18 protein-coding genes, 1 tRNA gene and 3 pseudogenes are annotated in these 22,016 nt (G+C 35.6%); 15 read left to right on the top strand and 7 right to left on the bottom strand.

The window, feature by feature from the left end; translation table 11 throughout:
• Positions 1 to 25: 25 nt before the first annotated feature.
• The 8 genes from AAGD74_RS00275 to AAGD74_RS00235 all read left to right on the top strand — a co-directional run bounded on the left by AAGD74_RS00275 (position 26) and on the right by AAGD74_RS00235 (position 8,810).
• Complete coding sequence (locus tag AAGD74_RS00275) at positions 26 to 277, top strand: cold-shock protein (protein WP_006279919.1); 252 nt, start codon at positions 26 to 28, stop codon at positions 275 to 277.
• Positions 278 to 312: 35 nt separating this feature from the next.
• Positions 313 to 1,539, top strand: a complete 1,227-nt coding sequence (locus AAGD74_RS00270; RefSeq protein ID WP_010963123.1) for a DEAD/DEAH box helicase — start codon at positions 313 to 315, stop codon at positions 1,537 to 1,539.
• 203 nt (positions 1,540 to 1,742) lie between these two features.
• On the top strand, positions 1,743 to 4,049 hold the full coding sequence (locus tag AAGD74_RS00265) for an AAA family ATPase (protein WP_341810652.1): 2,307 nt from the start codon (positions 1,743 to 1,745) through the stop codon (positions 4,047 to 4,049).
• Positions 4,050 to 4,113: 64 nt separating this feature from the next.
• On the top strand, positions 4,114 to 5,010 hold the full coding sequence (locus AAGD74_RS00260) for a class I fructose-bisphosphate aldolase (RefSeq protein ID WP_038228077.1): 897 nt from the start codon (positions 4,114 to 4,116) through the stop codon (positions 5,008 to 5,010).
• 5 nt (positions 5,011 to 5,015) lie between these two features.
• A tRNA-Cys gene (locus tag AAGD74_RS00255) sits at positions 5,016 to 5,087 on the top strand.
• Between the two features lie 130 nt (positions 5,088 to 5,217).
• Complete coding sequence (locus tag AAGD74_RS00250) at positions 5,218 to 6,285, top strand: quinone-dependent dihydroorotate dehydrogenase (protein WP_077188430.1); 1,068 nt, start codon at positions 5,218 to 5,220, stop codon at positions 6,283 to 6,285.
• A gap of 90 nt (positions 6,286 to 6,375) precedes the next feature.
• Entirely contained in the window at positions 6,376 to 7,074 is a 699-nt protein-coding gene (gene rnc, locus AAGD74_RS00245) for a ribonuclease III (protein WP_264373631.1), read from the top strand.
• 353 nt (positions 7,075 to 7,427) lie between these two features.
• Positions 7,428 to 8,810, top strand: a complete 1,383-nt coding sequence (locus tag AAGD74_RS00235; protein ID WP_007548562.1) for an IS66-like element ISWen3 family transposase — start codon at positions 7,428 to 7,430, stop codon at positions 8,808 to 8,810.
• A 92-nt stretch (positions 8,811 to 8,902) separates the two neighbouring features.
• Here AAGD74_RS00235 and AAGD74_RS00230 read toward each other — a convergent pair whose 3' ends face one another.
• From AAGD74_RS00230 to AAGD74_RS00220, 3 genes and pseudogenes are all read right to left on the bottom strand, one after another.
• Positions 8,903 to 9,445, bottom strand: a complete 543-nt coding sequence (locus AAGD74_RS00230) for a hypothetical protein (RefSeq protein WP_006279913.1) — start codon at positions 9,443 to 9,445, stop codon at positions 8,903 to 8,905.
• A gap of 109 nt (positions 9,446 to 9,554) precedes the next feature.
• A pseudogene (locus AAGD74_RS00225) lies at positions 9,555 to 9,677 on the bottom strand (phospholipase D family protein); the annotation flags it as partial.
• A gap of 19 nt (positions 9,678 to 9,696) precedes the next feature.
• A pseudogene (locus AAGD74_RS00220) lies at positions 9,697 to 10,056 on the bottom strand (IS5-like element ISWpi1 family transposase); the annotation flags it as partial.
• 60 nt (positions 10,057 to 10,116) lie between these two features.
• Here AAGD74_RS00220 and AAGD74_RS00215 point away from each other — a divergent pair.
• The 3 genes and pseudogenes from AAGD74_RS00215 to radA all read left to right on the top strand — a co-directional run bounded on the left by AAGD74_RS00215 (position 10,117) and on the right by radA (position 14,370).
• Positions 10,117 to 10,949, top strand: a protein-coding gene (locus tag AAGD74_RS00215; protein WP_338482219.1) for an IS5-like element ISWpi1 family transposase whose coding sequence is annotated in 2 segments (ribosomal slippage) — positions 10,117 to 10,486 and positions 10,486 to 10,949 — 834 coding nt in all. Because the reading frame shifts where the segments join, the coding sequence is not laid out codon by codon here.
• Positions 10,950 to 11,519: 570 nt separating this feature from the next.
• A pseudogene (locus AAGD74_RS00210) lies at positions 11,520 to 12,342 on the top strand (IS5 family transposase).
• Between the two features lie 684 nt (positions 12,343 to 13,026).
• Positions 13,027 to 14,370: a DNA repair protein RadA gene (gene radA / locus AAGD74_RS00205; protein WP_338482544.1), complete on the top strand. Its 1,344-nt coding sequence runs from the start codon at positions 13,027 to 13,029 to the stop codon at positions 14,368 to 14,370.
• On the opposite strand, the gene ftsY is transcribed toward radA, so the two are convergent.
• Positions 14,357 to 15,268: a signal recognition particle-docking protein FtsY gene (gene ftsY, locus AAGD74_RS00200; RefSeq protein WP_338482545.1), complete on the bottom strand. Its 912-nt coding sequence runs from the start codon at positions 15,266 to 15,268 to the stop codon at positions 14,357 to 14,359. The genes radA and ftsY overlap by 14 nt on opposite strands.
• A gap of 178 nt (positions 15,269 to 15,446) precedes the next feature.
• On the opposite strand from ftsY, the gene iscU reads away from it, so the two are divergent.
• Genes iscU through AAGD74_RS00180 form a run of 4 tightly spaced genes read left to right on the top strand, consistent with a single transcriptional unit; the run spans position 15,447 to position 18,536 of the window.
• Positions 15,447 to 15,839 (top strand): Fe-S cluster assembly scaffold IscU, encoded by a 393-nt coding sequence (gene iscU / locus AAGD74_RS00195; RefSeq protein ID WP_006279966.1) that lies wholly within the window; start codon positions 15,447 to 15,449, stop codon positions 15,837 to 15,839.
• A 10-nt stretch (positions 15,840 to 15,849) separates the two neighbouring features.
• Positions 15,850 to 16,254 (top strand): HesB/IscA family protein, encoded by a 405-nt coding sequence (locus AAGD74_RS00190; protein WP_077188307.1) that lies wholly within the window; start codon positions 15,850 to 15,852, stop codon positions 16,252 to 16,254.
• Entirely contained in the window at positions 16,247 to 16,705 is a 459-nt protein-coding gene (locus AAGD74_RS00185; protein WP_077188306.1) for an iron-sulfur cluster co-chaperone HscB C-terminal domain-containing protein, read from the top strand. The genes AAGD74_RS00190 and AAGD74_RS00185 overlap by 8 nt, the downstream gene beginning before the upstream one ends.
• Positions 16,683 to 18,536: an Hsp70 family protein gene (locus AAGD74_RS00180; protein ID WP_341810651.1), complete on the top strand. Its 1,854-nt coding sequence runs from the start codon at positions 16,683 to 16,685 to the stop codon at positions 18,534 to 18,536. Before AAGD74_RS00185 ends, AAGD74_RS00180 begins: the two co-directional genes overlap by 23 nt.
• Before the next feature lie 27 nt (positions 18,537 to 18,563).
• Here AAGD74_RS00180 and AAGD74_RS00175 read toward each other — a convergent pair whose 3' ends face one another.
• From AAGD74_RS00175 to dnaX, 3 genes are all read right to left on the bottom strand, one after another.
• Complete coding sequence (locus AAGD74_RS00175) at positions 18,564 to 19,946, bottom strand: IS66-like element ISWen3 family transposase (RefSeq protein WP_341810650.1); 1,383 nt, start codon at positions 19,944 to 19,946, stop codon at positions 18,564 to 18,566.
• Positions 19,947 to 20,062: 116 nt separating this feature from the next.
• The gene (locus tag AAGD74_RS00170) at positions 20,063 to 20,377 is read right to left on the bottom strand and encodes a YbaB/EbfC family nucleoid-associated protein (protein WP_341810763.1); all 315 of its coding nucleotides are present in this window, start codon (positions 20,375 to 20,377) and stop codon (positions 20,063 to 20,065) included.
• Between the two features lie 21 nt (positions 20,378 to 20,398).
• The gene (gene dnaX, locus AAGD74_RS00165; RefSeq protein ID WP_338482540.1) at positions 20,399 to 22,000 is read right to left on the bottom strand and encodes a DNA polymerase III subunit gamma/tau; all 1,602 of its coding nucleotides are present in this window, start codon (positions 21,998 to 22,000) and stop codon (positions 20,399 to 20,401) included.
• Between the last annotated feature and the right edge of the window lie 16 nt (positions 22,001 to 22,016).

Below are 22,016 nucleotides of genomic sequence, written 5' to 3'. Positions count from 1 at the left end.
AGTTAATAATTTAGGAGTTGTTTAAATGGAATTTGGTAATGTAAAATGGTTTAATGCCGAAAAAGGCTATGGTTTCATCAAGCCAGAAGGTAAAGGGGGTGACGTTTTTGTACATATTAGCACATTGGAACGTTCGGGAATAAGACCTGAGGCACTTAAAGGAGAGAATAAAGAGAAGGGAATAAAAGGAGAAAGGGTGAGTTATGAGGTTAAAGAGGAGCGCGGTAGAAACGGAGAAGATAAAAAATCTGCAATAAATTTAAGATTGGAAGATTAATCTATTATGAAGTCTTTTAACAGGATTAACGTATTGTGAATAATTTTCATGAGATGGGTCTCCCAGCTTCACTTAGACAAGCTCTAGATAAAAATAATCTTTTCGTCCCAACTCCGATTCAAATACAAGCGATTCCCTTAGCGCTACAAGGTAAAGATATTCTCGGATCTGCTCAAACGGGGACTGGAAAAACTTTAGCATTTGCTATTCCGTTGGTTGCTAAGTTGCTGAATGAGCCTAACACTGGTTCAGCTTTAGTCATCGTGCCAACCAGAGAGCTTGCGCATCAGGTAACAAATGAGATAAGAAAACTCTTATCTCAAAATTCTGCACTAAGGGTCGCTTTGTTGATTGGTGGTGAGCCTATTTTTAGGCAGCTAAATCAGCTTCAGAAAAAACCACAAATTGTAATAGGTACTCCTGGTCGTATTATAGACCATATTGAGCGTAAAACTTTGATTACTCGCAATGTTAGCGTTCTTGTGCTTGATGAAACGGATCGTATGTTTGATATGGGCTTTGGAGTTCAGATTGAAGAAATTATGAAGCATTTGCCTAAAATAAGGCAAACTCTTATGTTTTCTGCAACTCTTCCTGGAGATATAGTAAAACTTGCTGAGAAGTACCTTAATCGACCAGAACGTATTTCTGTTGATTGTGAGGCTACAACTTCTGTAAAAATTAAGCAAGAAATTGTTTATGCATCAGAATCAGAAAAATATGAAAAGCTTGTTACACAACTATGTCAGCGCGAAGGATCAATCATTATCTTTGTCAAAACAAAGCGAGGAGCGGATCAGCTAGCTAACAGATTGCACAAAGATGACTATAGCGCTTTAGCAATTCATGGTGATTTAAGGCAGCACAAGCGCGAAAGGGTCATTAATTCTTTTCGTCGTGGCCGTAATCAAATCATGGTTGCAACAGATGTTGCTTCTCGCGGCCTTGATATTCCCCACATTCAACATGTTATCAATTATGATGCACCACAATCGCAAGCTGACTATATTCATCGTATAGGTAGAACTGCACGCGCTGGAGCTGAAGGGTATGCGCTGTCTTTTGTTACACCTCAAGATAAGAGAAGACTGCCTGCACTGGCAGACAAAGAAGGAGAGCTAAATTTTGATTGTAGTGTGCAATTTAAAAAACGTAACAGCAAAAAGGTCTTTAAAAGGCCAAGTACGTTAAAGACTAAATACGGTAGAAAAAAGATCAATGCATTTAAGAAGAAAAGCAGAGTACTAGAAAAAGCGTATTAAATAGGATTTACCTACAATTTGATAAGCGTAAAACTCGTCATTCCGCTACTCATTAGCGGAATCTATGCTGAGATATTGCGGTGCTATGACGTAGATCCAGAGTGGGATTCAAATTGGCTACAGCGAACTGCTGGATTTCAATTTTTTTAATAATTGTGTGCTATTCATTATATATGAGTTCCCACTTTTAAAGAGAATAGGAGATGATTTCCAAAAACTTAGAGGCAAGTTTGAATAGAGCACTATTCATTGCTTCTAATTTTAATCTTAAATATGCGAAAGTAGAACATTTATTGCTGGCGTTAACTAAAGACGTGGATGTAAATTACGTTTTATCAAGATGTAATATCAGAGCCGATGAAATCATCAGTATGGATAACATTCTATCAAGATGCAATATTAAGGCTAATGATTATAATAATAATATAAAAGGGTTTTTACAAAGCAGTTCTGAATTGATTATCAGTGGAGTTAAACCTAGCTCAATGTTTCAATGCATAATACACAGAGCAATAATACGGGCTCATAGCTTGGGGAAAAAAGAAATAAATGGAGCAAGTGTTCTAGTAGAAATTTTGTCTGGGCAAGATTTATACGTTGAAGATCTATTGCAGAAACAAAGTGCGAAAGATTCCAATTTGATTTACCACATATCTAACATGAAATATTCTAACGATATAGATGAATACACCACTAATCATAAAGTAAAACTTGATAAAAATAATGATGCTCCTACTACAGTAAATAAAGGTGAGCTACTAAAAGATGAGGAAATTCTACAAAGTTATTGTAAAAATTTAAATGACTATGCAAGAAGCAAAAAAATAGATTATGTTATTGGTCGTGATTATGAATTAAATCGCACTATAGAAATATTATTGAGGCGTAGAAAAAACAACCCTTTATATGTTGGAGATCCAGGTGTTGGCAAAACCACAATAGTTGAGGGTTTGGTACTCAAAATCATTGAAAACAGTGTTCCAAGTGCGCTCAGGTCCAGTATAATTTATGCTTTGGATTTAGGGTCACTCCTTGCAGGGACACGCTATAGAGGTGATTTTGAAGAGAGAATAAAATCTATAATAAAAGCGATTGAGGCAAAACCAGGTGCTATCCTTTTTATTGACGAAATACACACTATCATTGGAGCAGGTTCTACAAGTGGTAGCTTTCTTGATGCAGGTAACCTACTCAAACCTGCGCTTGCAAGAGGTACACTGCGTTGTATAGGTGCAACCACATATAGAGAATACAGCGCTAGTTTTGAAAAAGATAAAGCACTAGCGAGAAGGTTTCAAAAAATTAATGTTAAAGAATCTTCTGTTAATGAAACGATAAAGATACTAGATGGTATAAAGCACTACTATGAAGGGTATCATGGAGTATATTATACAAAGAATGCCATTAGGTCTGCGGCTGAACTTTCGCATAAGTATATTACTGGGCGAATATTACCTGATAAAGCGGTTGATGTTATTGATGAGGCAGGGGCATATTGTAAATTGCTAAGAAACAGGGGTAAAATTGTAAATAGTAGAGATATTAAGAATACCATTACTAGAATTACAAATGTGCCTTGCGGATCTGAATCTGATGATTTGCAGAAAGTAAAGTCTTTAAAAGCTAATCTAGAGAAGGTGATTTTTGGCCAAGAGCAGGCAATAGAATCTCTTGTTAATTCTATTAAAATTGCTAAATCTGGGTTGAGAAATTACAATAAGCCTTTAGCAAATTATCTTTTTGCAGGGCCAACCGGTGTTGGTAAAACCGAGCTAGCAAAACAATTAGCAGAAAGCATGGGCATGAATCTTATACGCTTTGATATGTCCGAATATATTGAGTCTCATACGATATCAAGGATGATTGGTTCTCCTCCTGGACATGTAGGTTATGATCAGGGTGGATTACTCACAGAGTCTGTATCTAACAATCAATATAGTGTTGTGTTGCTTGATGAAATTGAAAAGGCCCATAGCGATATCTATAATATATTGCTACAAATTATGGATTATGGTTGTGTTACAGACACTTACGGACGTAAAGTTGACTTTTCCAATATAATCTTAATTATGACAACTAATGCAGGAGCAGCTGAACGCAGCAAAAGTTTTGTTGGCTTTGGGCATAAAAAATTTAACACTGGTGATAGTGAAAAAGCGATAGAACAGGTTTTTAGCCCTGAATTTCGTAATCGTCTTGATGCGATTATTTCTTTTTCCGACTTAAGTACGGATGTGATTTTGCATATTGTGGATAAATTTATCCTAGAACTGAAAAAGCAACTGACGCAAAAAGGCATAAACTGCTTAGTAGAGGATGAAGTGAAATCTTATCTTGTACAAATGGGTTATAGTAAGGAAATGGGAGCACGTCCGATAGAGAGACTTATTGAAAAAGAGATAAAAAGTTACTTAGCGGAAGAAATACTGAATCGTAAATTAATAAAAGGAAAGAAATTAAGAATCTATATGAATAAAGTAAAAAATAAAATTGCTTTTGATATAGTTTAAAATCCTTGTATTGAACTTCATCTTTGTTACAATCTATAACTTAAATTCAATTTGAATTATAGTGATAAGTGATAAAGTAAAACAAGTCCTAAGCTACTACGAAAGTGAAAACCCTGGGGTAAAAGCAAATCTTACTCGTATTCTCATGCATGGAAAGCTTGGCGGCACTGGCAAGTTAGTGATTCTGCCAGTAGATCAAGGATTTGAGCATGGTCCAATTAAAAGTTTTGAAGTTAACCCTGATGCTTATGACCCACATTATCATTTTCAGCTTGCGGTTGATTCGGGAGTAAGTGCATATGCTGCTCCACTTGGTATGATTGAAGCTGGTGCTGCAACTTATGCTGGAATGCTCCCACTTATTTTGAAACTTAATAGTTCCAACTCTTTACATTCAAAGGATCTAACCTCTGATCAGGCAATAACCTCTTCTGTGAAAGATGCGCTGCGTTTGGGATGCTTAGCTGTCGGATTTACTATATATCCTGGTTCTGCTAAGTGTTTCGATATGATGGAGGAAGCCCGTGGAATCATAGCTGAAGCCAAATCTTATGGACTTGCAGTAGTGCTATGGTCTTATCCACGCGGTGAAGGGATTTCCAAAGAAGGTGAAACAGCAGTTGATGTTATTGCCTATGCTGCGCACATGGCAGCTTTGCTTGGCGCTAATATAATAAAAGTAAAACTTCCAACTAAATATTTGGAAAGGGAGAAAATAGAAACAGAAAATATTGAATCATTATCTAAAAGAATTGAATATGTTAAAAGGTCTTGTTTTGCAGGGAAAAGAATAGTAGTTTTTTCTGGTGGTGAATCGAAGGAAGTAGATAACATATACAATGAAGCGAAAGAAATTAAGCAGGGTGGCGGTAATGGTTCAATCATTGGACGTAACACTTTTCAACGCAAAAGGGAGGAGGCTTTATCTATGCTAAAAGATATAATGGATATCTACACATAAAAAACGGCTGGGTGGCAGAATGGCTTATGCGGAGGACTGCAAATCCTTTTATACCGGTTCAATTCCGGTCCCGGCCTCTTTCATTCTCTATATCTTGTAAAAGTTGCTCAATTCAACAGTAGCTTTAAGTGTGTAGCCTATAGAGAAAGCTTATCCATAGTAAAATCAATTTCTTTTCAAGTTATGGTTATACTCTTATAGCGTTTCATGGTAAAAAATAAACTAAAAATAAGCAAAGTGTTTTACAAACGTAATTTACTATTTTTACTACCGCCCGAAGTTGCTCACTCTTTGGCAATTATGGCATTAAAGAAAATACCTTATAAGAATCCTATAGAGCTACCAGAATCTTTGAGTGTGAATTTTTTTGGTAATAAGCTCAGAAGCCCCGTAGGTCTGGCTGCAGGTTTTGACAAGAATGCAGAAGTTATAAGGCCTATGCTCTCATTTGGTTTTGGGTTTATTGAAACTGGTACTGTAACTCGTAATCCACAATATGGAAACAAAAAGCCAAGAATTTTTCGGTTAATTAAAGATCAAGGGGTAATTAACAGATTGGGATTTAACAATAAAGGAATAGACTATTTTCTTAAACAAATAGATGAAACCAAGCTTGATGACTGCATTTTTGGCATCAACATAGGAAAAAACAGTACATCAAAGGACCAAATCAGCGATTATGTTGACTTAATAAAGATAGTATATGGAAAGAGCAATTATATAGTGCTGAACATCTCATCCCCAAACACGCCTAATTTACGCAATCTGCACAATAAGCAAGAATTATCGGAATTGTTGAAATCCGTAACTCTAACCCGAAAATCAATTGATAATTCTAAATCCATACCAATAATATTAAAAATCTCACCAGATGTAGATCAGCAAACGAAAGAAAATATCGCTGAGCTTGCGTTGGAATATAAGATTGACGGATTAACAGTAAGCAACACTACGGTAAGTAGAGATAATCTGCATTCTCACCATAATGAGAGTGGTGGGTTGAGTGGCAAACCGCTGTTTAAACTTTCAACCGAGTTATTGGGCGATATGTACAAATTTACTAAGGGCAAAATATTATTGATAGGGTGCGGAGGAATCTCAAGTGGTGCTGATGCATATAAAAAAATAAAGGCAGGAGCTTCTTTGGTGCAGTTGTACACTGCTCTCATATACCACGGACCTCAAGTTGTAAACAAAATTAATCTAGAACTTGCAGAACTAATAAGGAGAGATGGATTTAGTAACATTAGTGAGGTGGTGGGTTGTATACATTAATTTTGGAAGTTGGTGGTATTATTTTAATAAAATAAAACTAATTCTCTGGTATAAAGGTGGTAGAAAGTGCTTTTCTTTTAAATAATGGGTATGAAGAGTTTGAATGATGCAATATCTAAGATCATTGATTATAAATTTACAAATTATGCAATATTAGAAGAGGCACTAACTCACCCAAGCGTAAATAAAAGGAATAGCAAAAACCAGATTGTAAGCTACGAAAGACTAGAGTTTTTGGGCGATAGTGTTTTGAATATGGTTGTATCTGCCACACTGTTTAAACTATTTCCTGAAGAAAAAGAAGGAGCATTGGCAAAAAGAAAGACGGATTTAGTTTGTGGCAACACCATTGCTAATGTTGCTAAAGAAATAAAATTAGGCAGCTTTATCATCATGAATAATAGTGAACGCTGCAATGGAGGGAGATGTAACTTAAAAAATTTAGAAAACTCGCTTGAAGCACTAATAGGTGCAATTTATATTGATGGCGGGCTTGAAAATGTTGAAAAATTTATTATCCAATATTGGGAAAAGCTAGCTAAAGGCATGCTTGCCCCCCCTCAAGATCCTAAAACCTCACTGCAAGAGTGGACTCAGAAAAACAAATTGCCTTTACCAGAGTATGAGCTTGTAAAACAAACTGGACCAGCGCACAATCCTGAATTTACTATATCAGTTTGCATAGAAGATTATGGTAAAGTTTCTGCATGCGCTTCTAGTAAAAAGATTGCTGAACAAAAAGCTGCTGAGTTGATGCTAGAAAAAATTGGAAAAGACGCTTCAGTTTAGGCAAAATAGGCATTAATGTAAATTTTAAGGAAGCTAATAGCGTTTAGGGTAAATGGTCAATTTAAGGAGAAGCATAGTATTATTCATAAAAAAGTTGATCTACCAAAAATCAAGCCTTATGTAGTGGAATATCAATGGCTGTTGTCGGAGATGCGGAAAAAAAGAAGTAGCAAGTTACCAAAAGGTGTTATGCCAGATACATTTGGTCCAAGAGTTGTTTTGTGAAGTTGACAGAGTCAAGGAGAATGAAAGTTTTAAAAAATAGCATATTTTTTGTATCCGTTCAGCGGAGTGGCAGAATAAGGTAGACAAGGTGATCTAAGAAGATAATCATAGAGCAAAAGTGAAGTAATATGGTAAACCTTTTAGAACTTTGCAAAAATTTACAGCAAAAAATAGAAAGGTTAGAAGCAAAAATAGAAAGATTGGAAAAAGAGAATGAAAGTTTAAAAGCAGAAAATAAGGCTTTAAAGATAGAAAATGCTGAGTTAAGAGAAAGACTCGGTTTAAGCTCAAAAAATTCATCAATACCAAGTTCCAAAGAGTTGTATAAAATAAAAAAGAATAAGCCGAAAAGCGAAAGGAATATTGGCGGTCAGGTTGGTCATAAAGGAAGTTTTCGCGCCAACATGGATGCAGATAAAGTAGTAAAGATAGAGTTGCCTAATACTTGCGAATGCGGAGGAGAAATTGCAATATGTGAAAAACCATATATTCATCAGAAAGTTGATCTTCCAGAAATCAAGCCTTATGTAGTGGAATATCAGTTAGAACATGGCCGTTGTCGGAGATGCGGAAAGAGAAGAAGTAGCAAGTTACCGGAAGGTGTTACGCCAGATACATTTGGTCCAAGGGTTAAGTCAATAATTGCAGCGTTCAGCGGATTCTACAAAAATTCAAAACGCGAAATAGCGAGTGTCGTAAATGATATCTTCAATTTGAACATAAGCGTCGGTAGCATATCAAATAGTGAACATAGAGTTGCTTCAAAATGCAAAAAAATGTATGAGCAGATCGAACAAGAGATAAGTAGGAGTAAAGTTCTACATATTGATGAAACGAGCCATTATAACAAAGGTAAACTCGCTTGGTGTTGGATGTTTGCAAGCAATACGGCAAGTTTTGTAAAATTTACAGAGTCAAGAGGAATGAAAGTTTTACAAAATAGTAAATTCTGCAATCGCAATAGCTTGGTAATAACTGACAGGTATGCAGCATACAATTATTTTGCCGATAAAAACAGGCAAATCTGTTGGGCACATTTATCAAGAGATTTTGAAAGATTAGCACATAGTTGGAATATTGAAGTTAAAGTTCTGGGTTGTTACTTGAGAAACGTGGCCACTGAATTATTTGCACTAAAAAAAGCTTTACTAAAAAGTGAGATAGATGTTTTGAGGTTTGTCAGACGTGCCAGAAAATTAAGAAAACGTACAAAGTATTACTTGAAGGAGATATCTCGTTTACCTGAAGCAATTGGAGCCTCTCGAGTTGCAAAAAATGTTCTGAGATCTGAAAGAATGATGTGGAAATTTTTAGATGACCCAGAAAATATTCCGCTGACAAATAACCACGCTGAACGGCAAATTCGGCATTATGTCGTTTATCGCAAAAACTCATATTTTACACAATCAAAGCGGGGAAATACATTCCTTGAGCGGATAATTTCATTATACTTAACTTGGAAACAAAGGGGTCTCAATCCTTTCCAAAATCTCCTATCTATTGTTTCTTAAACCACTCTCCTGAACGGATACTATTTTTTAATTATAAAAATTTGATATTAACTGTTGTTGGTTGATTGAGTAAAAACCAGTGAATGGTCACGTTAAAACATATTTTTAAATTTCTGCCAAAATCCTGGTTTATTATCATTAACCTTTGTAAATGTTATATTTAAACTGTATTTCGGATCATTTGGCACGTCGTATTTTATGCTAAATGTTGAAACTTTATCGTTATTGTAAATATGTACATCATCATATGATAGCTTTGTTGTGTAACACTTTACATACTTTTGCTTATCATGCACTAAATCACCTGACTCCCTTTCTAGTTCCACAAATTTCGTTTTTTTCTGACATTCCTTCATTTTTATTAAATCCTTATCTAGTGATATTGAAACTGGCAACGTATTTCCAGCATATTCTTTAGCTAAAAGTTCACTTTGAGGATACATTTTTATTTCCCTGCCAAAATGTGAGTCTATGAAATTATTACTCCAAAATTTATCGCCAGAATGCACGTACTCATCAGTAGCATACGGCACCCCACCATAATTGCATTGAACTTTGTAATCTCCAACACCGTTGTTTTGAAAAAAATCATGAATAGCAGTGTAGCTACCGGCAGCATCATTTATATAATCCATTACTTTATTCCTTAAATTTTTAGTTCATTATATCATAATCATTATGCCAATCAATCAAAAAAGCTCTCCCTTGCTGTTTTTAAAACTGATTTTGAGCAAGCGCTCTCGATTAGTTGGGAGCGTATTTGTAAGATTGTGACATTCGTGCCTCCCAGTTTTTCACATACTGCTGAATCAATTTAGGATAATCTGTAATAATTAATAAATTTTCAGCATTTCCTTTTTTAGAGGTTGTCCGGAAACAAGTAAATTCAAGCATATTCCCTCTTTAACATAACCCTACTCATAGCTAGGTATATGAAATTCTCAGTGGATGTTGTGAGTAAATCATACTCCTTCGATAGCCTTCTATTCCTATTAACCCAAGCAAAAGTCCTTTCTACAACCCATCTTCTTGGCTGTACTTTAAACCCTTGTTCTCTTGTTGGTAGTAGCTCAGGTGGCGTATCTTTGTGCACCCAAAATCTACATGGAGGCCTTGTAACAATTTCAATATCTATGTCATATTCTTCCTTTATGTGATTCTTTAAATTTCTTCCTTGGTATCCCATGTCAGCCCACATTTTTTTAACTTTAGTATATTTTGTTCTCATATTGTTTAATGCTATTTTAGAGGTTGTCCGGAAACAAGTAAAAGGCTATAATATCTGAAATTTTAGTACGGGGTAAAGATGAGAAAAAAGTATCCAACAGATCTAAGCGAAAGGGAATGGGCAAGAATAGAAAAACACTTCAGAGTATCATACAAGAAAGGAGGAAGGCCGCCAAAGTATAGCAAAAGAGAAATATTAGAAGCAATTTTCTATGTATTGCGTACAGGGTGTCAATGGCGGTATTTACCAAATGATTTTCCGCTATGGAAGACTGTGTATGAGCAGTTCAGGCAATGGAAGAAGCAGGGAATTTTTGAGAAAATGAATTATGAAATTACAAAATATAGTAGAAGAAAAATAGGAAGGAATGAGCAGCCGAGTGCCTGTATAGTAGATAGTCAATCTGTAAAGACTACAGAAAAGGGGGGATCAAAGGCTATGATGGAAGTAAAAAAGTAAAGGGTAGAAAAAGGCATATAATTACAGACACTCAGGGTTTTATACTAGGTTGTTACGTAGGCGCTGCTAACGAAAATGATAGAGATGGTATTAAAATAGCATTAAACAATATGAGAACAAAATATACTAAAGTTAAAAAAATGTGGGCTGACATGGGATACCAAGGAAGAAATTTAAAGAATCACACAAAGGAAGAATATGACATAGATATTGAAATTGTTACAAGGCCTCCATGTAGATTTTGGGTGCACAAAGATACGCCACCTGAGCTACTACCAACAAGAGAACAAGGGTTTAAAGTACAGCCAAGAAGATGGGTTGTAGAAAGGACTTTTGCTTGGGTTAATAGGAATAGAAGGCTATCGAAGGAGTATGATTTACTCACAACATCCACTGAGAATTTCATATACCTAGCTATGAGTAGGGTTATGTTAAAGAGGGAATATGCTTGAATTTACTTGTTTCCGGACAACCTCTCATTAGCGGAATCTATACCGCGAATGAATCCATAACTGTACGGACATTGCAATTTGGGCCTACCAGGAGGGCAATGCCTCTTATCCAAGTACCCTCTTCTTGTCATCCCAGTGCTTGACACTGGGATGGCTTTGTTGCATCGCTACTTATGAAAGGCTAACTATAGTTAGGATTATAAGCAACCTATTGAAAATCTTGTTTTTTTGCAATCAATCTGATCAAATTTAAGAATAGTAATTTGTTATTTATATTAATAAATTTAATTCTATTGAAAATAGCTAAAGCATTGAAATTCTTGAATTTTAGCCAGATTAGTGAGTGGTAGTGAAATTTCTTTTACTCAAATTTAGGTATTCACTGACCGTTCTTGTTATAAATACCAGAATAATAAGCTACTGATATTCCCTATCTTTTTTATCTTTAATCCATCATAGCTAGCGATGCAACAAAGCCCACTGGGATCCAGGAATTTTATTAAGTTGGTAAGAGGTTGTCCACAAACCAAGGAATACGTAGTATATAAAGAAAGAATATTGAGGTAAGAGATGAGGAAAAAATATCCAACAGATTTAAGTAAAAGGGAATGGGCAAGAATAGAAAAACACTTCAGAGTATCGTACAAGAAAGGAGGAAGGCCACCAAAATACAGTAAGTGTGAGATAGTAAATGCAATTCTTTATATACTGCGCACAGGATGTCAATGGCGCTATTTACCACACGATTTTCCGCCGTGGAAGGCTGTGCATGAACAGTTTAGAAGATGGAAAAAGCAGGGAATTTTTGAGAAAATGAACTATGATATCACTAAATATAGTAGGTCAAAAATGGGAAGCCGAGCGCATGCATAGTGGACAGTCAATCGGTAAAAACCACGGAAAAAGGGGGGGCAAAGGTTATGATGGTGCGAAAAAGGTAAAGGGGAGAAAAAGACATATAATCACAGATACTCAAGGATTTGTGCTTGGTTGCTATGTAGGAGCTGCAAGCGAAAATGACAGAGATGGGGTGAAGATGGCATTGGACAATATGAAGGAAAAATACAGCAATATTAAGAAAATGTGGGCTGATATGGGATACCAAGGAAAAGATTTAAAGGATTACGTAAAGAGAGAATATGGGATAGATATTGAAATTGTCAAAAGGCCTCCATGTAGGTTTTGGGTGCATAAAGATACACCACTAGAACTATTGCCACAACGGGATCCTGGATTTTCAGTACAGCCGAGAAGGTGGGTGGTAGAGAGGACTTTTGCTTGGATCAATAGAAATAGAAGGCTATCAAAGGAGTACGATTTACTTACAACATCTACTGAAAGTTTCATATATCTGGCTATGAGTAAAGTTATGTTAAGTAGGGAATATGCTTGATTTACTGGTTTGTGGACAACCTCTTACATAACCATATAACATTGGGAATAGAAACAAAAAACTTGCTTGACACCCTTCGCCAGCACCCTTATCATAAAACTGAAGCTATTGTATTTGCTTTCGCCAATCTGCAGATTAAAAGGTAAGGATTACTTAATGTATCGGCGTCTTATGTTTAATTTTTTGCAGTACATAGATACTGTATGTCTTTACAAAACTTCATCTACATCTAGATTTTTATCTAAATAAGCTGAACGCGCTTATAAAGCGTTACAAGACATCAAAAAATGCCAATACTCGACAGAGATAGTAAAAGACTAGCTAACTCGGGGATTCTTTGTCTTTTTTTCTGCTTAGTAAACTTCTTAAACATTTGCAGCGTAAGTTAGTTGCAATTAAAAGCAGCTTAATCTTGCTTGTCAAGCGTTTAAAACATAAAAAACGCCAATATTTTAAAGCGGATAATAACCCCAGGGCTTCTTTTGCCTTTTTTTTCATTTGGTAAATTTCTTAACGTTTGTAGCTAAACGACAACCGTCATCCCGCTACTTGTTAGCGGGATCTAGAGATACCGCGAATGAATCGCGGTATGACATAGGGAACCCTTTCTTGGGTTAGCTATAGATTTACTTCGCATATTCAGCTAATTTTTATTACAATTACAACAAAATAATTTTGGCTTTGATGAAAACTGTATATGTATGTCAATCCTGTGGTCACAGCACTGGCAGGTGGGTAGGGAAGTGTATTGCATGTGACAATTGGGATACAGTTGTTGAGGAAATAGCAGTAAAAACGGGCAAAAGAAGTATATCTGCGCCAATTTTAATAAAGACGTTATCGGGTAGCGAAATTATCACTCCAAGTCGTTTTTTAACAGGAATAGAAGAATTAGATAGAGTTTTTGGTGGAGGTATCGTTCAAGGTGCTAGCATTTTAATTGGTGGCGAACCTGGAATTGGGAAATCTACCCTTTTGCTTAGAATTGCAGCTAATGTTGTGCAACTTTCCTCTTTTGAATGTCTTTATGTATCCGGCGAGGAATCTTTAGAGCAAGTGAGCCTCAGAGCAAAGCGTCTTAAGATAAATGAACCTAAAATTAAGCTTTTGTCTACAGTGTCTTTAACTGATGTAGTAGCAACAATAAAGGAAAACAAAAGTATTAAATTCTTAGTAATTGACTCTATACAAACAATGTATGATAGCAGAATTATATCAGCACCAGGAACTGTAACTCAGGTCCGCACTTGCGCACATGAATTAACCATTCTTGCGAAACAATATGGTATTTCCCTCTTAATAGTTGGCCATATAACTAAGGATGGACAAATAGCTGGACCTAAAACTTTGGAGCATATGGTGGATACGGTATTATATTTTCAAGGTGAAAATAGCAATCAATACCGCATTTTGCGTACTATTAAGAATAGATTTGGCCCTGCAAATGAAATTGGTGTTTTTGAGATGTCTGAAGCAGGACTTGTGCCTGTTGATAACCCATCATCATTGTTTCTGATGGCCCATGACAGAGAAGTAGTTGGCAGCGCCGTATTTGCAGGAATTGAAGGTTCAAGACCAATTTTAATGGAAGTGCAAGCATTAATAGCAGGGACTAATATGGCAACCCCAAGAAGGGCAGTAGTTGGGTGGGATATTAATCGATTGGCTATGATCATTGCGGTGCTAAATGCTCGTTGCAAAATGTTTTTGCATGATAAAGAGGTATACCTAAACATTGCAGGGGGACTCAAAATACAGGAACCATCGGCTGATCTTGCTGTTGCTGCTTCCCTTATTTCAAGTGTAGTAAATTTACCGCTGCCAACTTCTTCAATAATCTGCGGTGAAGTTGCACTTTCAGGAGAAATTAGGAACATCTCGCATGCTGATCTCAGACTAAAAGAAGCACAAAAGTTAGGATTCAAAAAAGCAATTATGCCTAAAAATGGCAATTATTCTTCTCATGATATTGAAATAATCAAGCTTGGTCACGTAAGGGAATTAAGAGAAGTCTTTAATTACAATTAAATAACGCTTCAGCAAATTCTTTACTAGTAAACTCCCTTAAGTCCTCTATATTTTCGCCAATTCCTATAGCATGTAACTTTATCTTATAAGCTTCTGCAAGTCCAATTACCACTCCGCCCCTAGCAGTGCCATCTAACTTTGTTACGATTAGCCCGGTAACATTAACCATTTTGCTAAATGCTTCTAATTGGCTATAAGCATTTTGGCCGGTAGTTGCATCAAGAACTAAAATAACGTCATGAGGGGCAGTATCATCCAATTTCTTTATCGTTCTATATATTTTTGATAACTCCTCCATAAGGTTCACATTATTTTGCAGCCTTCCTGCTGTGTCAATTAGAACAACATCAACGTTGTCTTTTATAGCTTGACTTACAGCTCTATATGCCACACTTGCAGAGTCGCTACCGTACTCTCCAGTAACAATCAAGCAATCAGAACGTTCTGCCCAAATGTTTAATTGCTCACTAGCAGCAGCTCTAAATGTGTCGCATGCAACAAGCATAACGGATTTTCCCATTTCCTTATATTTATATGCAAGCTTACCTATAGTTGTGGTTTTACCATTACCGTTTACTCCGCATACCATTATTATATGTGGTTTTTTGTTCAAAATTAACGGTTGCACAACTGGGCTCAATATAGCTTCTATTTCGTTCATTAACTGCTGCGAGATAATATTATACTCAACTTCCTTGTCAAACTTGATGCTTGTGAGCCTGTCAATAATCAACTTGGAAGTTTTATGACCAATATCCATGCTAATTAGCAATTCTTCTAGCTCATCTAAAAGCGACTGATCTAATTTTTTTTTGTTAGAGAAAATACTTTTTACTCCGTTGCTAAAGCGAGAAGAAGTTTTTAACAAGCCTTTATAAAGGTTACCAAATAAACTCAAGAGAATACTCCTTTTTAATTACAATATAGAGAATGACATGCACTACATGTATTTGTAAAGTAAATACACTCGTAACCCATATATTTTGTGAGTAAAATATACTGTTTGCTAGTGCATTTTTCTTTAGTTTTTAACCTAAATATGTTATAATGTAGAATAGCAGTTCACAGGTAATTTTATGAGTTATAATGAGAAAATTTTAGATCATTACGAAAATCCAAGAAATGTTGGCTCTCTGGATAAAAATGATCCAAATGTTGGTACTGGTTTAGTTGGTGCACCATCGTGCGGTGATGTAATGAAATTGCAGATAAAGGTCAATGACAAAGGTGTTATTGAAGATGCAAAATTTAAAACTTTTGGTTGTGGTTCTGCCATTGCTTCAAGTTCCTTGTTAACAGAGATGATAAAGGGGAGAACCATCAGTGACGTTACACAGATAAAGAATACTCAAATAGTGGAAGAGTTGTCTTTACCTCCAGTGAAGATACACTGTTCGGTACTTGCTGAAGATGCTATAAAGGCTGCTATTCATGACTATCAAAGTAAACAAAATAAAGGTGGACATTGAGAACTAAAGCATGAGTGAATATCAAGGAGTAAACGCTATAAAGAAAGATAAAAAACTTATTACTATAACTGCGAAAGCAGTAGAAAGGATAAAGTATTTATTGGACCAAAAGAAGCATACTAACCTTGAGAAATCAGAAGAAGCAATAGGAATAAGAGTGCTAATTAAACAAAAAGGATGTTCTGGTTTAAAATATGATATTGAATATGCGTATGATACTCGTCCTTTAGAGTCGATAATTGAGGAAAACTGCAGTGATGACCAAAAAGTTAAAGTGTTGATCGATCCAAAATCCGTCATGTTTATTCTTGGCTCTGAAATGGATTATGTAGAAGAAAAATTTTCATCGGGTTTTGTTTTCAAAAATCCTAATGAGAAAGGAAAATGTGGTTGTGGAGAGAGTTTTCATGTCTAGCAGCTATTTTACATTGTTTGAAATTGAACCAACTTTCAATATCAGCTTTGATGAGTTAGAGAAAAAATATATTGAGCTAAGCAAGACTGATATAAATGAAAGACAGTCCAAAAACATGGAAAATATCAACAAAGCTTATCAAGTGCTAAAGTCACCACTAGAACGTGCTGAGCATTTGTTGAATCTTTTTGGTGTGGGAAGCCCAAAGGATCATCCAAATTCTGAAATATTAAATGAATCAATGGAAATAAGAGAGTACTTACTAGACTGCGATGATCTACAATTTGCAAGCAGGATGATTGATGAAAAAATAAAAGATTGCGTTAAAAACCTAATTAACACTTTTGCTGTAAAGAATTTTGATGGAGCTGCTACACAAGTCTTAAGATTGAAATATTTATATAAGTCATTTGAGGAGGTGAAAAAGAATGCAACCAATTCAAATTTCTGAACCAAATTCAAGTGAAGTAGTTTTTGGTATAGATCTTGGTACCACCAGTTCTTTAATTGCCATGGTAAATAAAGCTGGCAACGTGGAGATATTTAAAGATGAGCAGGGAAGAGAGCTACTGCCTTCTGCTCTTTCATATGAAAATAATACATTGAAAACTGGCTGTGACGTCGGTCAAAATGCAATCTACTCAATAAAGCGTTTAATGGGTAAAAGTGTTGAAGAATTAAATAAAGAAGGCGTCAATTTTGAAATAGATCATGAAAGCGAAAAAGTTATTAGAATAAAATGCGCAGAGGAAAAGTATCTTACTCCTGTTGAGATTTCTGCTGAGATATTAAAAGCTTTATGCAAGAGGGTAGAAGAGTCTACAGAGATGAAAGTAAAAAAAGCAGTGATTACTGTGCCAGCTTACTTTGACGATTCAGCACGTAACGCAACTAAATATGCGGCAAAATTAGCTGGAATAGAAGTTCTTCGCCTCGTTAACGAGCCAACCGCTGCAGCGCTTTCTTACTCCATTGAAAAGAACAATAACAGTGGAATATATGCAGTTTATGACCTTGGTGGTGGAACATTTGATATTTCGATATTGAAATTGCATCAAGGAGTGTTTCAAGTTCTTGCAGTTGGTGGTGACACTAAACTCGGTGGAGATGATTTTGATCATTTGCTTAACCTTATTGTGCTTGATAAGTATAGAGAAAAGGTAGGTTTAAACAAAGAATGCTCTAGTGTCATCCCAGTCTGGGATCCAGAAAGTTTGATTACAAATGAACACACTAGAAAGTTATATAATAAGAACTGGATTCCAGTGTCAGCTACTTGCATGACAACACTTATTGAATCACGTATTGTAAAAGAATACCTGAGCGAAAACACCGTAGGCACTTTTGAATTCAATATTAACGGTGAATTATTTGAATGCGAAATTACCAGAGAAGAATTTGAACATGCAATCAGTTCTTTGGTCAATAGGACTATCAATATAGTCACTCGTACTATAAGTGATATAGATCTTAAAATTGATGATATAAAAGGAGTAATTTTAGTTGGTGGTGCAACTAGAACACCATTGGTTCAAAATTCACTAGTCGAACTTTTTGGAAATAAAGTACTAAATGACGTGGATCCGGATAAAGCAGTTGCCATTGGGGCAGCTCTGCAGGCTCATGATTTAACTTCGAGCTCAAAAGATAGGAATATTCTCCTGGATGTTCTACCTTTATCACTTGGCATAGAAACTATGGGAGGCATAGTTGAAAAAATCATACCAAGAAATACACCACTACCAGTTTCAGAGATAAAAGAGTTTACAACTTATGTTGATGGGCAACTAGCAATGAAAATTCACGTTTGTCAGGGAGAACGTGAAATGATAGAGGATAACAAATCTCTAGCGCAGTTTGAACTAAAAGGTATACCGCCACTGCCTGCAGGTTCTGCAAGAATTGAAATAGAATTTACAGTTAATGTTGACGGAATCTTGACTGTTACTGCAAGAGAAAAAGCTACTGGAATTGAGCAGACAGTTGAAGTAAATTCAAATTTTGGCTTGAGTGAAGCTGATGTTCAAAATATGGTTAACCAGTCAATAAACAGCTTTGATGAAGATATGAAGGCTCGTTCCCTTGCAGGTGCTAAAATTAATGGAAATAAACTCATACACTTGGTTGAAAACAATAATAACCTTTTCACTGATCAAAAGTTGAAAAACCTATTACAAAATGCAAAAAACGCTTTACAAGGCAATGACTTGAATGAAATTAACAACACTATCGCCGAGTTAGAAAATTCCTCTTTAGAGTTGTGTGAATTAACAAATAGGTAGAAAAAGGTATCCGTTCAGGAGAGTGGTTTAAGAAACAATAGATAGGAGATTTTGGAAAGGATTGAGACCCCTTTGTTTCCAAGTTAAGTATAATGAAATTATCCGCTCAAGGAATGTATTTCCCCGCTTTGATTGTGTAAAATATGAGTTTTTGCGATAAACGACATAATGCCGAATTTGCCGTTCAGCGTGGTTATTTGTCAGCGGAATATTTTCTGGGTCATCTAAAAATTTCCACATCATTCTTTCAGATCTCAGAACATTTTTTGCAACTCGAGAGGCTCCAATTGCTTCAGGTAAACGAGATATCTCCTTCAAGTAATACTTTGTACGTTTTCTTAATTTTCTGGCACGTCTGACAAACCTCAAAACATCTATCTCACTTTTTAGTAAAGCTTTTTTTAGTGCAAATAATTCAGTGGCCACGTTTCTCAAGTAACAACCCAGAACTTTAACTTCAATATTCCAACTATGTGCTAATCTTTCAAAATCTCTTGATAAATGTGCCCAACAGATTTGCCTGTTTTTATCGGCAAAATAATTGTATGCTGCATACCTGTCAGTTATTACCAAGCTATTGCGATTGCAGAATTTACTATTTTGTAAAACTTTCATTCCTCTTGACTCTGTAAATTTTACAAAACTTGCCGTATTGCTTGCAAACATCCAACACCAAGCGAGTTTACCTTTGTTATAATGGCTCGTTTCATCAATATGTAGAACTTTACTCCTACTTATCTCTTGTTCGATCTGCTCATACATTTTTTTGCATTTTGAAGCAACTCTATGTTCACTATTTGATATGCTACCGACGCTTATGTTCAAATTGAAGATATCATTTACGACACTCGCTATTTCGCGTTTTGAATTTTTGTAGAATCCGCTGAACGCTGCAATTATTGACTTAACCCTTGGACCAAATGTATCTGGCGTAACACCTTCCGGTAACTTGCTACTTCTTCTCTTTCCGCATCTCCGACAACGGCCATGTTCTAACTGATATTCCACTACATAAGGCTTGATTTCTGGAAGATCAACTTTCTGATGAATATATGGTTTTTCACATATTGCAATTTCTCCTCCGCATTCGCAAGTATTAGGCAACTCTATCTTTACTACTTTATCTGCATCCATGTTGGCGCGAAAACTTCCTTTATGACCAACCTGACCGCCAATATTCCTTTCGCTTTTCGGCTTATTCTTTTTTATTTTATACAACTCTTTGGAACTTGGTATTGATGAATTTTTTGAGCTTAAACCGAGTCTTTCTCTTAACTCAGCATTTTCTGTCTTTAAAGCCTTATTTTCTGCTTTTAAACTTTCATTCTCTTTTTCCAATCTTTCTATTTTTGCTTCTAACCTTTCTATTTTTTGCTGTAAATTTTTGCAAAGTTCTAAAAGGTTTACCATATTATTTCACTTTTGCTCTATGATTATCTTTTTAGATCACCTTGTCTACCTTATTCTGCCACTCCGCTGAACGGATACAAAAAATACTTACACTAAAAGAAACTTCAGTAGTAAATTCAAAAAGGAAGTTTAAACCCAGATGGTAAACCCATCATACCTGCAAGATCAGAAGTTGCATTCGCCATATCTTCTTCTGATTTTTTAACGGCATCATTAAACGCTGCTGTTACTAAATCCTCTACTATATCTTTTTCCTCATTTCTCATAAGTTCTAAGTCTATGTTCACCTTTTTAGCTTTATAGCTACCTATTTTTATGACTTCCACTAATACAGAAACTTTGCCACCACCAGAAATACCTTGAAACTCTTTTCCAACATATTTTTCTTGAGCTTCTGCAAGCTTTTTTTGCATCTCTTGCGCTTGTTTCATTATTTGACTAAAATCCACAACTTACTCCTTATTTTCTATATTAACTACTTTTGCACCTTTAAACGTGTCAAGGATATCCTTAACTGCAGGTGCATAATTTAAATTACTCACTTCCCTGTTTATATAACCTGTATCAACTGCAATAACCCACTCTTGCTGAGTTACCTGGCTTAAGTAATTTTTTAAATCATTGCAAAAATTACTATCCAACTTAGATACAGCTTTTAATTTTAAATATCCAGGTTTACAATCTATTAATTGTAGATTATTACACAGTTGTTTGTAAAGATAAATTTGGTTACTCCGCCTTAATAGTTGCAAAATCTTATCAAAATCGTAATTTTGTTGTTTATTTTCCACATGGATCCCAGTGTCATCTACTCGGATGACAGAGTGGGGTTGTTGTTTACTTTCCACATATTTTTTTGGATCCGAGTAGTCAGCTACTTGGATGACAGAGGGGGAAGGTGCAACAGGTCTGCCCTGTCTATTTCCTTGCTCTACATTCTGTGAAAGAATTTTTTTGATCACCTGTTCTGGAGAAGGTAGATCAGAGAGATAGCAAAGACTAATTAGCATCATTTCAGCAGCAACATCGTTGCATGTTGAAGTTTTTATATCTTGAATACCTTTAAGCAACACCTTCCACAATCTCGAAAAAAATATTAAAGATCTCTTTATACTTAAATCTTTTATCCTATTCTTTTCATGCTCTGTAACTGCACTATCAATCTCTTTCGTAATTAAAAAACGGCATATTAACTGAATTGTTTGCAATAGACCTTCAAAAATACTAAGTGGGTTTGCTGTTTTTATCGCCTTGTCAAACACTGATAGAGCTTTTTGTAAATCACCATCTAATATTGCTCCTAATAGATCGAATATAATATCTTTATCCACTAGGCCAAGTATGTCTGTCACATTTTTAGTGGATATTGCACCATCTTTGCTATATAGCACTGCTTGATTCATCAAAAACAAGGCGTTACGCATTGAATTTCCAGAATGTCGTGCAATTAATTCTAATGCTCCCTTTTCAATGGAATAACTCTCTTTTTGTGCAACATCATTTAAACGTTCCACTATTTTAGCTACAGGAATGTTGTGTAAATCAAATCTTTGACAACGTGCAATAATAGTTATTGGTATTTTTTTTATTTCCGTAGTTGCTAAAATGAACTTTACACTAGATGGTGGCTCTTCTAGGGTTTTAAGTAATGCGTTAAATGCACTGCTGGATAACATATGTACTTCATCTATAATGTAGACTTTGAATTTAGAGCTTATAGGTGAATAGCAAATATCTCCCAGGATTACTTTAATATCGTCAATGCTAGTGTGACTTGCCGCATCGATTTCAATTACATCTGGATGGCTTGAATTTTTTATTGCTAGACAATTTTCACATGATCCGCAAGGTTCAAAAATTGGCCCCAGGGAACAATTCAAACATAAAGCTATTATCCTTGCAGTGGTGGTTTTACCAACTCCACTACTACCAGAGAGCAGTATAGATTGTGGGATTTTGTTTAAAATAAAAGCATTTTCTAATACACGCACTAATATATCTTGACCTACTAGATCTTTGAAGCTACTAGGACGATGTTTTAATGCTATATTCATAGCCTCGGATAAAACA

Source organism: Wolbachia endosymbiont (group A) of Campoletis raptor, from assembly GCF_964026755.1.
GTDB classification, from domain to species: Bacteria; Pseudomonadota; Alphaproteobacteria; order Rickettsiales; family Anaplasmataceae; genus Wolbachia; species Wolbachia pipientis.
The sequence above is the reverse complement of the archived record's forward strand: the minus strand, read 5'-3'. Positions and strand labels throughout refer to the sequence as shown.

What these genes read in the sequence shown, in the direction of transcription:
- AAGD74_RS00275 (WP_006279919.1), top strand. Translation starts at nt 26, where the DNA reads ATGGAATTTGGTAATGTAAAATGGTTTAATGCCGAAAAAGGCTATGGT.
- AAGD74_RS00265 (WP_341810652.1), top strand. Translation starts at nt 1,743, where the DNA reads ATGATTTCCAAAAACTTAGAGGCAAGTTTGAATAGAGCACTATTCATT.
- AAGD74_RS00250 (WP_077188430.1), top strand. Translation starts at nt 5,218, where the DNA reads ATGGTAAAAAATAAACTAAAAATAAGCAAAGTGTTTTACAAACGTAAT.
- rnc (WP_264373631.1), top strand. Translation starts at nt 6,376, where the DNA reads ATGAAGAGTTTGAATGATGCAATATCTAAGATCATTGATTATAAATTT.
- AAGD74_RS00235 (WP_007548562.1), top strand. Translation starts at nt 7,428, where the DNA reads ATGGTAAACCTTTTAGAACTTTGCAAAAATTTACAGCAAAAAATAGAA.
- AAGD74_RS00230 (WP_006279913.1), bottom strand. Translation starts at nt 9,445, where the DNA reads ATGGATTATATAAATGATGCTGCCGGTAGCTACACTGCTATTCATGAT.
- radA (WP_338482544.1), top strand. Translation starts at nt 13,027, where the DNA reads ATGAAAACTGTATATGTATGTCAATCCTGTGGTCACAGCACTGGCAGG.
- iscU (WP_006279966.1), top strand. Translation starts at nt 15,447, where the DNA reads ATGAGTTATAATGAGAAAATTTTAGATCATTACGAAAATCCAAGAAAT.
- AAGD74_RS00190 (WP_077188307.1), top strand. Translation starts at nt 15,850, where the DNA reads ATGAGTGAATATCAAGGAGTAAACGCTATAAAGAAAGATAAAAAACTT.
- AAGD74_RS00185 (WP_077188306.1), top strand. Translation starts at nt 16,247, where the DNA reads ATGTCTAGCAGCTATTTTACATTGTTTGAAATTGAACCAACTTTCAAT.
- AAGD74_RS00180 (WP_341810651.1), top strand. Translation starts at nt 16,683, where the DNA reads ATGCAACCAATTCAAATTTCTGAACCAAATTCAAGTGAAGTAGTTTTT.
- AAGD74_RS00175 (WP_341810650.1), bottom strand. Translation starts at nt 19,946, where the DNA reads ATGGTAAACCTTTTAGAACTTTGCAAAAATTTACAGCAAAAAATAGAA.
- AAGD74_RS00170 (WP_341810763.1), bottom strand. Translation starts at nt 20,377, where the DNA reads ATGAAACAAGCGCAAGAGATGCAAAAAAAGCTTGCAGAAGCTCAAGAA.
- dnaX (WP_338482540.1), bottom strand. Translation starts at nt 22,000, where the DNA reads ATGAATATAGCATTAAAACATCGTCCTAGTAGCTTCAAAGATCTAGTA.